We start from the raw sequence: 11,931 nt of genomic DNA, 5'->3' as shown, positions 1-11,931 counted from the left end.
AATAAGTAATAATTCTTTTATATAATTAATAATACATTTAGTTATAAAAAAAGTAAATATACAGTTTTCAATATTAAAAAATAGTATATTCAAAACAGGAAAAAAGCATATAGTTGGAAAAACAGCCATTGAAAAACAAAAGTAAGTAGAGGTATACTGAAAATAAGAAAGATTTTTGGGAGGTCTAAAATATGTATAGAAGAAAATCTATGTTAGTTTTATCATTAGCCTTATTAGGATTAAAAAGCTTTTCTAGTGATGTTAATGAAAAAAATAAAAATTATAAAATATCTGAAAAACCAGTGACATTGTCAATTTTAGCAATTCAAAATGGAAAAGTTTTTGATGAGAATTGGCTAGTATTTAAAGAAGCGTTCAAAGATACAAATATAAAATTAGAAAGTGCAACATCTAAAAATTTAACTGACGAAGTTCAAGCTTTTAATTTAGCAGTATCTTCAGGCAATTTACCAGATATTATATCTTATGCATATCCAGATAAAATTGAAAATTTAGGTATGGCAGGGGGTATGGTGCCTTTAAATGAATTAATAGATAAGCATGCTCCAAATATAAAAGCCTTTTTTGATAAATATCCAAGATATAAAATGGATGCTGTCGCTGCAGATGGAAAAATATATTATATTCCATGCTATTATGATTGGTATGCCATGAAAGCATCACAAGGATTGTTTATAAGAAAGGATTGGCTAGATAAGTTAGGATTACAAACTCCAGAAAATATGGATGATTTTTATAAAGTCTTAAAAGCTTTTAAAGAGCAAGATCCAAATGGAAATGGAAAAGCAGACGAAATTCCATATTTTGATAGAACTATTGAATTTGCAACAAAAGAGTTAGTTGGATTATTTGGAGCTGAATATGGCTTTTATCTAGATAATGGTATAGTAAAATATGGTCCCACTCAAGAAAGATTTAAAGAGGCTATGCCTGAAGTAATTAAATGGTATAAAGAGGGACTTATAGATCCGGAAATTTATACAAGAGGATTTAGTGGAAGAGATTATATGTTACGTAATGATATTGGAGGAGTGACATTTGATTGGTTTGCAAGTACAACAGGATATAATAATGATGAAGAATTAAAAAAACAAAATGAAAAATTTGAATTTATAGCAATTGCACCGCCTAAATATAAAGGGAAGAGTTATGCTCCAGATGCAAGAACAACATCTTTAGGTGGATGGGGAATTTCTGCAAGTGCTAAAGATCCAGTAACAATAATTAAATATATGGATTATTGGTTCTCAGATAAAGGATATGAGCTTTATAACTGGGGAGTTGAAGGAGATACTTTCGCAAAGGACGAAAATGGAAAAAAATATTATACAGATAAAGTAATGAAAGCTCCAGGAAAAAATGCATTACAAGTGTTAAGAGATAATGGATTACAATTTAAAATGGGAGCGCGACAAGATTATGAATATGAAAAAGCTTGGGGAGATCCAAAAGCAACTGAATGGTCTGAGATGTATATGGCAAATGGTTATATAATGGATCAAGTTCCACTTTTTAAATATACTCCAGAAGAGGCAAAGAAAGTACAAAAAATTAACTCACAGATATCAATGGCTTTAGATGAGATGAGTCAGAAATGGGTATTAGGTGCAGAAGATTTTGATAAATCTTATGAAAAATTTGTAGAAAGAGTTAATAAATTAGGTTTAAAAGAACTTATAGAAATAAATCAAAGAGCATATGATAGGGTTCAGTCTTAAGCAAAATAAGTAAAAAAGGAGATATTATTATCTCCTTTTCTATTTTAGTTATCAGTTATATTCTCTAAGAAAAATCTAGCAGGAGAGATTCCTTCATATTTTTTAAATATTCTAATGAAAGTGTTGGAACTGTTATATCCAACTAACTCAGCAACTTCTTTAATTTTAATATTTTTATTATTTTGAATAATCTCTTTAGATTTGTTTATTCTAAAAAGATTAAGATAATTTTTAAAGTTATCACCCATATTTTTTTTAAAAAGTAAGCTTGTGTATCTAAAAGAGAAACCTAAATATTCAGATAAATCTTCAAGAGAGAAATCATTAGAATAGTTATCTTCTAAATATTGTTGAATTTTATTTTTAATTTCAATATTAGTAGAATTCTCTTCTACTTGTTTGAGATCACAAATATCTTTACAAAATTTTAAAAATGTATTTTTTAAATTTGGAATACTAGTTTCTTTTATATGAATATCTATTTTATTATTTATATCAAACTCGCCTAATTGTGAAGTAACTCTTCCTAAAGTATTGCATAAAAGTAAGGAGAAATCGTTCACTTTATTTTTATCTAAATTAGAATCGATATCTTCGAAAATCTCATCAATTATTTTTTTACATCCTAAGAAATTACCATTTAAAAGTCTATTTGCTAGTTTATTTTCAATATCAATAGAATAAAAGAAGCTTGGATTATTTTTATTTGTAAAAGATTCCAAAATAACAAAATAACTACTATATAAAAATTTAAAATTTAATATTCTTTTACATTTTATATATTCTTTAGGAAGTGTATCTAGATATAAAATTTCATTGGATACAGAAGCAGTTAATTTTAAATTATATTTCTTTTGAACATGTTCTAATAAAAATGAAAATCCATCGTCAATATCTGTTAATGCTTCTTCTGAAACTATAAAAAGAATACTTTTATAATCAATGTCAACATATTCATATTGAGAAGAGTTATTTAAAGAGGTTATTAGATAATCTTTAACAATAGGTAAAGTATCCGTATAAAGTTCAGGGGTATCAGAGTCAAAAAGTTCAATTAAAACCAGTCTTAGTGGGAATTTTAAGTTTTCAAATTTTTCAGTAAAACTATCAATATCTTTAACAGATTTAATTCCTAAAATATAATCCTTAAGATTTTTTCGCTGATTGATATAAATAATGGGATTTTGAAAAAAATTAAATATTTTAAGAATACAAATAAATATAGCTGTAGTCAAAATTAATATTTTAAGAATATCAAAAAAAATATTTGGAAATAGATTATGTTTTTTTTGTTGAAAAATTAAATTAAAGTCAAAAGCATTATCTTTGAAAATATATAATTTTTTTTTATTTGATAGTTTAAGTTTTTCAAGAGATGGCATAATTGAATAAAAATTATTATTTTTTTCGATTGCCCATTGTCCAATATCTTTTGTTTTAATATCAGAAAAAAAGATGCTTTTATCAATAGTAATTAACCATAAACTTTTTTGTAAAGTTTCAAGTTTAGATGGAAAATTGAGAAGATACATTGTAGACTCATCATCAGTTATTTGAAGATTATCCTTTGAATTTAATTGAAACTTTAAAGTAGTAAAAAAATCATTTTTATTTACAGTTTCTTCAGGAGTAATAAAAATATTAGAGTCACTATTTCCAAAGGAAATTTTATAACCAAATTTACTAAAAAAACTATTTTTAATTTTTAAAGTTTTAAAAACTTTTAGAAGGTTATATGGTGTTGGATTAGACTCATACTCTAAAAAAGTATTTTCATTTTTTAAATCTAAAATAGAAGAATATAACAAATCAGTTTTTAATTGAAATATTCTTTTTTTTTCTTCAATTTGACTTATTAAGTATTTGTTATAATTTTTTTCTTCTTTTTTATAAACTAAAGATATAATTAAAATATTAGTAAGAATAAAAAATAAAAATAAAATTTTTTCAAATTTTTTATATTTTTTCATATAAACTCCTTCTCAATTTAGTTAGAAATATTAAAACGAATGAGCAATCTCTAAAAGTTGTTTTATATTTTTAGAATAAAAATACTTAAATGAATTACAAAATCTATTTTTAAAAGTTCCATCTTGAAAATTTTTATGTCTTCTACATCCACTTTTACAAAGATTGAAATAATTACAAGTTTTACATTCTGAATCAAACTTTAATGAACTCTTAACGAAATTATAAGCTTTTTCAGAAGTAAGAATCTCTTTTAAAGAGGTAGAATGAATATTTCCTAATAGAAGCTCATCTAAAACATAAAAATCGCAAGGATAGATATTACCATTACTTTCAACGACAGTATTAACACTACAATGTCCGTTCATATCACAAGATTCAGCTTGATTATTTAAAATAATAGCTAATAAATTATCGAAAAAACGAATACTAATATATTTTTTATTTTTTAAATCATTATTCCACAATTTAAAAAGTTCATCTAAAAAAAATCCATATTCTTGTTCTGTTAAAGAATAATCTCCAGTAGAATTATCAAGTTTATCTAAACAAGGAATAAATTGCAAGTATTTAAACTTAGAGTTTTTAAAAAAAAGGTAGATATCTTTTAAATTTTCAACAGTTTTTTTATTAACTACACAAAGAATATTAAAATCGATATTATTTTTTTGTAATAGCTTAATATTCTTAAAAGTTTGACTAAAAGTTCCCACTCCTAATTTATCTTTTCTAAAAAAATTATGTAGTTCTTTATATCCATCTAAAGAAATACCAACTAAATATTTTTCTTGTTTAAATAAATTAATCCATTCTTTATTTAACAAAATTCCATTAGTTTGAATAGAAAAGTTAACAGAAATATTATTTGTATTGTATTTCTTTATAAAATTATGAAATGCTTTATAAAAATCAATTCCTATTAAAGTAGGCTCTCCACCTTGAAAAGAAAATGTAATAGAATTCTTTGCGGTAAAGAAACTTTCTTTTACTAATTTTTCTAAAGTTTCTATACTCATAAATCCAAAACTTGGGTGAGCTCTATTAAATGCAACATCACTATAAAAACAGTAATCACAATTTATATTGCAAAGACTTGACGATGGCTTGATTAAAAGATTTATATGATTCATAAAAAGTACCTCCTAATAGTATGTTTATTATTATAACATAACAATATAAAAAAAGTTATATTTGGTTGATAAAAGTGAATATATTTTTTAAAATATAGTATAATATTAATTGAATATAAGCGATGCAAATAAATATGAAATATGATAAAATAGTTTTATATACAAAATAATAATAGGTGGAGGAAAAAAGTGATAAAAAAGTTACTGATAATATCAATATCATTAATATTATTTGGATGTGGTAGTAGCAATGGAAAACAGAAATCAAAAGAAAAGCTAGGAAAAAATATTAAAATATCTGAGATAAAACCAGAATCAATAGTACGTCTAAATATATCAAGTGGAGTAACGGAACCTTTAAATGAGGTTAAAGTTATAACTAAAACGGGTGGAACTGTAAAAAGGATAAACTTTAAAAATGGAGATAAAGTAAAAAAAGGTCAAATTATATTAGTTTTAGAGGATCAAGAAGTGCAATCAGCTTATTTAAAAGCTCAAGCAACATATATCTCTAATAAGGCAGATTTTGAAATAAAGAAAAAAAATTATGAAAAATTTAAGCAACTTTATGAAAAACAACTTATATCTGAAGAGGAGTATTTAGTGAAAAAAATTAATTTTCTTCAAGGAGAAAGTGCTTTGAAAAATTCAGAAGCAACGTATTTATCAGCTAAAAAAGATTTTGAAGACTTAGTTGTGAAATCTAAATTTGATGGAATTATTACAGATTTAGATTTAAAGCTTTATGAAAAAATAACACCAAATAGTGATTTGGTAACAGTTGTTGATGACAGTAAAATGCTTGTAAAAACTGGAGTATCAGTCCATGAAATAAGTGAATTATCTGTTGGGAATAAAGCAGAAATAGATTTAGAAGGAATTGAAAATAACTATTTTGGTAATGTATATGAAATAAACCCTGTAGCAAATAAAGATAATAAAAAATATCAAATAAAGGTAGAAATTGAAAATCCAGAGGGGAAAATAAAAAAAGGAATGTACTCTAAGGTTTTAGTTGAAACAGGAAGTAAAAGAGGATACCTAGTTCCTAAAAATACGATTGTTATAAAGGAACTATATTCATATATCTTCGTAGTAGAAAATGGAGAGGCTAAGAGGATAAAGGTAGAGAGAGGATACTCAAATAATGAAAAACAAGAGATAATAAGTGATGAGCTTTATTCGAATATGAAACTTGTAACAGAGGGACAATTTTTATTAGAAGATAGAGATAAAGTTAATATTATAGAGTAGGGGGAACAGATGAATATAGCACAATTTTCAATAAAACGTCCTGTTGTCACTATGATGATAATAATATCAATGGTTATACTAGGAATATTAACATTAGTTAACTTAAAAACACAACTTATGCCAAATTATAATATGCCGATGGCAGCTATAAGAGTAAGTTGGAAAGGCGCCTCTCCAGATGATATGGAGAAGTTAGTTACAAAAGAAATTGAAAAAGGTTTAACAAGTGTGGAAGGAATAAAAAGAATAACAACAAAATCTACCATGGGAAAATCAGCACTAACAGTTGAATTCGAATACGGTGTTATTATAGATAATAAAGTTAATGATTTAGTAACAGCTGTTAGTAGAATACGAAACAGTTTACCAGATGATATTGATGAACCAATTATAAGAAAAACTTCATCTTCTGGAGATAGAGTAATGCTTATTGGATTAAGAGGAGATGATTTAATAAACTTAAAAAGCTTTGCAGATAATGTTGTTATACCAAGATTAGAAAGAATAGAAGGTGTCGGAACTGTAAGTGTTTTTGGTGGTTTAGAAAAGGAAATAAGTATAAATATTGATCCGGAGAAATTAGAGGCATATAATCTTACAGTTACAGATTTGTATAGCACATTAAAAAGTGCTAGTTTAAACTTTCCATCTGGATATATACGAGAAGGTGATAAAGAATACTTGGTAAAAGTATCAGGGGAAGCTAAAACTTTAGAAGATATTCAAGAAATAGTTTTAAAAAATTCAAATGGAGATACCCTATATTTAACAGATATAGCAGATGTTAATTTAGGAATAAAAGATAGAAGTAGTTATGGTAGAACTGATGGAATTGAAAATATAATAATAAATATAGAGAAAAGTGATGTTGGAAATACTGTTGAAATATCTAAGGTAGCAAAAGAGGAGTTAAAAAAAATGGAGCCACTTTTACCTAAAGGGGCATCTTTTACTATAAATAGAGATTCTGCTGTGGATATAACGAAATCTATAAATACAGTTGAAAATAATGCTATAACAGGCCTTGTATTAGCTGGAATAATACTATTTATTTTTTTAAGAGACTGGAGAGCAACGTTAGTTGTAACAGTGGCTATACCAGTTTCAATAATTGCAACATTTGGATTCTTTGGAGCTAAAGGAATGACGTTAAATATAATATCTTTAATGGGATTATCTTTAGGTGTGGGAATGCTAGTTGATAACTCAATAGTTGTTTTAGATAATATCTTTAGACATTTAACTGAGTTAGGGCAAGATAGAATGGAAGCATCTGAAAATGGAGCTACAGAAGTTATTATTCCAATAATAGCTTCAACAGCAACAACAATCGCTGTGTTTATTCCTATAGTTATAAGAGAGGGAAGAGCGAAAGAGATTTATAAAGATATGGCATATTCAATAACATTTTCTTTATTAGCATCGCTGATAATAGCTATAACTTTTGTACCAATGGTATCAAGTAGAATTTTAAAATCTAAAAATACAGTACATGAAGAAGGAAGAATTTTAAAGTACATAAAAAAATATTATTCAAAGATATTATCAAATTCTTTAAAACATAAAGCGATAGTTATTATAAGTATGATAGCTTTATTTATAGGAGTTGTAGGATATGGAGCTAGAAATATTGGTGGAGAGTTTATGCCAACAACTGATGATGGAATATATAGTATTATAGCTGAACTCCCAAGTGGAATGGAGATTGAAAAAGCTAATAGAGTAGCAAAAGAGTTGGAATCTATTGTAGAAAAGGATTCTCAAACGAAAAAATTTATATCTTCAGTAGGGAAAGAAGCGGTCTCAATAATTGTAGATATAGGACCTAAAAGTGATAGAGATAAAAAAGTGCAACAAATAATGGGAGAGACAAGAAAAAAGATATCACATATTCCAGATGTAAAATTAAATTTAGTTCCTAGAATGGCTTTTGGAAGAGGAACAGGAAGAGATATATCTTTAATTTTAAAATCTGATGATCTAAATCAATTAAGCTATGTTTCGAAAGTAATTTCAGAAAAAATGGCAGCAAATCCAGGGTTTACAGATATAAATAACTCTATGGTTAACGGAAATCCAGAAGTGAGAATACTTTTAGATAGAAAAAAAATGGAGTATTATGGAGTTAAAGTTAATGACTTAACACTTTCTGTAAGTTATCAAATCTTAGGTGGAGCTCCAATAAAGATAAAGACAGCAAATGAAGAGGTAGATGTAAGTTTAAGACTTGCTGAAGAGTTTAGAAATTCACCTGAAAAAATAAAGGAGATGAGAATAAAATCTCAAAATGGTGGAGTTGTAAAATTAAAAGATATAGCTACTTTTGAAATTGGTGAAGGAGCATATGGAATTGATAAAGAGGATAAAATTACAATGGTAACTATTGACGCGAATGCTTCTAATGGTTTAGATTTAGTAACAGGTCAAAAGTATATAAAAGAGATTTTAGATGAGGTAGGGCTACCAAAAACAATAACATATTCTTTTGGTGGAAGTGGAAGAAATATGGCAGAAGTAAATGAACAACTAAAGTTTGCATTTATGGTTGCAATGTTTTTAGTTTACTTTATATTAGCTGCTCAATTTGAATCATATATACTTCCAATAATAGTAATGGGAACTGTTCCGTTGTCAATAATAGGTGTCTATAGTGGATTATTAGTAACGGGACAAAAAACAAATACGATGGTTTTTGTTGGAATCATTATGTTAGCGGGAATAGTTGTAAATAACGCAATAGTTTTAATAGACTATATAAAGATTCTTTTAGAAAGAGAGTTACCTTTAGATCAGGCTATAGTAGAAGCAGGAAAAACAAGATTAAGACCAATTTTTATGACAACAATGACAACAGTGTTTGGAATGGTTCCTTTATCTTTAGGAATAGGGCAAGGTAGTGAAATGTATAAGGGAATGGCCATAGCAGTTATATTTGGATTAATTTTCTCAACATTATTAACATTAATTTTAATTCCTGTACTCTTTTATGTTTATGAAGTAGGAAAAAAGAAAATTTCAAAGTATATCTAGTATATAGTTTCATAAAAATTGATTAGAGGGGTATGTTATGAAAAATAAATTTAGATATTTACTTTTAGGAATGTTTTCTATTTTTAGCTTTTTAATATCTAGTGCAGCAACTATTGAAAAGGATTTGACTTATAATAAGTATACTTTGAAAGATACTTATAAGTATGGCAAAACTACGAGAGAATTTCAATGGGATAAAATATCTAGATATTTAGATCGATTAGATAGTTTTCAAGGGGAAAATATTAGATTTGGAACGTTAAAAAATTACAAAAATATAAATGGATTACCACCTGTAGCAAGACAAATAGCAATGGAGAAATATAGTGATGGTTCAAGACCTTCAGTAAAAGATAAATTTGGTAATAGAAGAAGTCAAGGAATACCATTATATATAGAAGGACAGATGGATAGACCAGAAAGATATGCTCCAGATGGGTCTTTAATTTCTATTATATCAAGAGATTTAGAAAATTATAAAATTAAAGTTGAAAATATGGATGGAGAATGGATAGTTCCAGCTAGATATGTAAAAGAGATACAAGCAAATAGTTTTCCAAGAGTAGTGGTTGTAGATAGAAAAAATCAAAATATAGCAACTTTGGAAAAAGTTGGAGATGTTTGGAAAGTAAGAAGTATGAATCCGGCTTCTACAGGACTTGATAGACCTCCTTATCAATTACCGACACCTCTTGGTGTATTTGTAGTTCAAGGAAAAAAATATAAGATGGAATATCTAAAAGATGGAAGTCATACAGAGATTGATGGATATGCACCATATGCAAGTAGATTTTCAGGTGGTGGATATATTCATGGAGTTCCAGTTAATTTGCCAAGAACAGAAATGATTGAATATAGTCCAACATTAGGAACGACTCCAAGATCTCATATGTGTGTTAGAAATGCAACTTCTCATGCTAAGTATGTTTATGAGTGGGCAGAGACAAATAAAGGATTAGTTATAGTAATTGAATAAAAGACATAAATAGAGTCGAGAATGTGAAATTCTTGACTTTTTTTATGTAAAATGATAGAATAAAATGGGTTTTATTAGGAAAAAAGTATTAAATGGAGGTTTTTGTGTTAGGGAAAAAGTATTTAATGTTAGCTCTTATTTTAGGTTCAATATCAACAACATCATTTGGTTTTACATTAAAGAATCCTACAAAAACAGAGTTAAAATTATCAAAAGCAGTATTAGAAGATAATGAAAAAAGATTATATGAAGAGATTGGATTAAATGGAAAATTAAATTATGATGTTTTCAAAACAGCTTTAAATGGGTATAACAAAATTGATGGAAGAAAAAAAGAGTTATTAACAATAATAGATTATTCAAAGCCATCAACAGAAAAGAGATTTTTTGTAATTGATATGGATAAGAAAGAACTACTTGTATATTCACATGTATCTCATGGTAAAAACAGTGGTGGAAACATAGCAACATCTTTTTCAAATAAAGTTAGTTCATATAAAAGTTCTTTAGGATTCTTTTTAACTGAGAATACATATATGGGTGGAAATGGGTATTCATTAGTTTTGAATGGGTTAGAAAAAGGGATTAATGATAAAGCAAAAGATCGATATATAGTAATACATGGAGCAGATTATGCAAATCCTAAAATTGCTAAATCACAAGGAAGATTAGGAAGAAGTTTAGGATGCCCAGCATTGCCAAAGGATATCTCAAAAAAAGCAATAGATATGATAAAAAATGGTTCAGTTTTATTTGTATATGGAAATGATACAAATTATTTAGAGAGAAGTAACTATGTATAATAATAAAAGCAGCTATATTACTAGCTGCTTTTATTATTATATAGGTTTTGATGCTTAATATGAATATCCATTTGTGGAAATGGAATAACAATATTAACTGAATCAAGGGAAGGTTTGATATTTTTTAAAATTTCAAAATATGTATCCCAATAAACCTCATTTTTTGTCCAAACTTTTAATGCAATATCAATAGAGCTGTTATTGTATTTTTCTATATTGATAAAGGGTGCAGGATTTTTTAAAATATTTTTATTATTTTTAACTAAATCATTTAAAACTTGAAAAACTTGATCAATATTTGTTTCATAAGCTACAGAAATTACAATTTTCATTCTTCGGTTTGGCGTCTTTGAATAATTAATAACTTGATTAGTTATAACATTTCCATTTGGAATAGTTACGATATCACCACTAAAAGTAGTAATGGTAGTAGAGAAGACATCAATAGATGAAATAAGACCATAGTTACCAATGACTTCTACTTCATCATCGACAGAGTAGGTTTTAAAAATTAAAATTATTAATCCACCAACAAAGTTTGAAAGATTATCTTTTAAGGCTAATCCTACACCTATTCCGATACTTCCTAGAAAAGCTATTAGGGATGTATGTTGAAATCCCATTATAAGTAGTGAAATAATAAGGAGTATGACAATAGAACCAGTATCTATAATTGAAGATAAAAAAGTTCTAAAAGATGAATCGATAGCTTTAAAAGCATGAGTTTGATAATACTTAGATAAAAAACTTTTAAAAATCTTCCGTCCAATTATAAAGAATAATAAAGCAATAGCAAATCTAAAAAAAAATATTATAAGACTATTAGTTAAATTAACTAAAAACTCTTCGTTTGTAAAAGTGTACATAACTTGTGCTAAAAATCCTTTGTAATGTTCTTCCATAAAATCACCTCTATAGTATTTAATTCTTAAAAAAAATAAATTTCCTTTTAAAATAAAAAGAGTTGCTAAGAAATAAAAAATATGCTAAAATAACAAAAGTGTAAAAAAATAGGAGGGAACAATGTTAAG

The 11,931-nt window shown here is 26.6% G+C and carries 8 protein-coding genes; 5 read left to right on the top strand and 3 right to left on the bottom strand.

The annotated features are described in order from the left end of the window. Nucleotides 1-191: 191 nt before the first annotated feature. Nucleotides 192-1,739 carry a type 2 periplasmic-binding domain-containing protein gene (locus tag MKD34_RS05775; RefSeq protein ID WP_240218665.1) on the top strand — a complete coding sequence of 516 codons (1,548 nt, stop codon included), beginning with the start codon at nucleotides 192-194 and terminating at the stop codon, nucleotides 1,737-1,739. Nucleotides 1,740-1,783: 44 nt separating this feature from the next. On the opposite strand, the gene MKD34_RS05770 is transcribed toward MKD34_RS05775, so the two are convergent. Together MKD34_RS05770 and MKD34_RS05765 are read right to left on the bottom strand one after the other, a co-directional pair. Beyond that, nucleotides 1,784-3,709: a helix-turn-helix transcriptional regulator gene (locus MKD34_RS05770; protein WP_240218664.1), complete on the bottom strand. Its 1,926-nt coding sequence runs from the start codon at nucleotides 3,707-3,709 to the stop codon at nucleotides 1,784-1,786. Between the two features lie 30 nt (nucleotides 3,710-3,739). After that, complete coding sequence (locus tag MKD34_RS05765; protein WP_240218663.1) at nucleotides 3,740-4,837, bottom strand: anaerobic sulfatase maturase; 1,098 nt, start codon at nucleotides 4,835-4,837, stop codon at nucleotides 3,740-3,742. A gap of 189 nt (nucleotides 4,838-5,026) precedes the next feature. Between MKD34_RS05765 and MKD34_RS05760 the strand changes: the two genes are divergently transcribed. The 4 genes from MKD34_RS05760 to MKD34_RS05745 all read left to right on the top strand — a co-directional run bounded on the left by MKD34_RS05760 (nucleotide 5,027) and on the right by MKD34_RS05745 (nucleotide 10,900). After that, nucleotides 5,027-6,091 carry an efflux RND transporter periplasmic adaptor subunit gene (locus MKD34_RS05760; protein ID WP_240218662.1) on the top strand — a complete coding sequence of 355 codons (1,065 nt, stop codon included), beginning with the start codon at nucleotides 5,027-5,029 and terminating at the stop codon, nucleotides 6,089-6,091. Nucleotides 6,092-6,100: 9 nt separating this feature from the next. Further along, nucleotides 6,101-9,121 carry an efflux RND transporter permease subunit gene (locus MKD34_RS05755; RefSeq protein WP_240218661.1) on the top strand — a complete coding sequence of 1,007 codons (3,021 nt, stop codon included), beginning with the start codon at nucleotides 6,101-6,103 and terminating at the stop codon, nucleotides 9,119-9,121. Between the two features lie 37 nt (nucleotides 9,122-9,158). Continuing rightward, nucleotides 9,159-10,097 carry a L,D-transpeptidase gene (locus MKD34_RS05750; RefSeq protein ID WP_240218660.1) on the top strand — a complete coding sequence of 313 codons (939 nt, stop codon included), beginning with the start codon at nucleotides 9,159-9,161 and terminating at the stop codon, nucleotides 10,095-10,097. Between the two features lie 104 nt (nucleotides 10,098-10,201). Further along, nucleotides 10,202-10,900: a murein L,D-transpeptidase catalytic domain family protein gene (locus tag MKD34_RS05745; protein WP_240218659.1), complete on the top strand. Its 699-nt coding sequence runs from the start codon at nucleotides 10,202-10,204 to the stop codon at nucleotides 10,898-10,900. 20 nt (nucleotides 10,901-10,920) lie between these two features. Here the strand turns inward: MKD34_RS05745 and MKD34_RS05740 are convergent, their stop codons facing one another. Next, entirely contained in the window at nucleotides 10,921-11,802 is an 882-nt protein-coding gene (locus MKD34_RS05740) for a mechanosensitive ion channel family protein (RefSeq protein WP_240218658.1), read from the bottom strand. Nucleotides 11,803-11,931: the final 129 nt, after the last annotated feature.

The sequence above is a fragment of the Cetobacterium somerae genome, from assembly GCF_022430525.1.
Lineage (GTDB): Bacteria > Fusobacteriota > Fusobacteriia > Fusobacteriales > Fusobacteriaceae > Cetobacterium_A.
The sequence above is the reverse complement of the archived record's forward strand: the minus strand, read 5'-3'. Positions and strand labels throughout refer to the sequence as shown.

Coding starts and splice junctions, on each gene's coding strand:
- MKD34_RS05775 (WP_240218665.1), top strand. CDS start 192: ATGTATAGAAGAAAATCTATGTTAGTTTTATCATTAGCCTTATTAGGA.
- MKD34_RS05770 (WP_240218664.1), bottom strand. CDS start 3,709: ATGAAAAAATATAAAAAATTTGAAAAAATTTTATTTTTATTTTTTATT.
- MKD34_RS05765 (WP_240218663.1), bottom strand. CDS start 4,837: ATGAATCATATAAATCTTTTAATCAAGCCATCGTCAAGTCTTTGCAAT.
- MKD34_RS05755 (WP_240218661.1), top strand. CDS start 6,101: ATGAATATAGCACAATTTTCAATAAAACGTCCTGTTGTCACTATGATG.
- MKD34_RS05750 (WP_240218660.1), top strand. CDS start 9,159: ATGAAAAATAAATTTAGATATTTACTTTTAGGAATGTTTTCTATTTTT.
- MKD34_RS05740 (WP_240218658.1), bottom strand. CDS start 11,802: ATGGAAGAACATTACAAAGGATTTTTAGCACAAGTTATGTACACTTTT.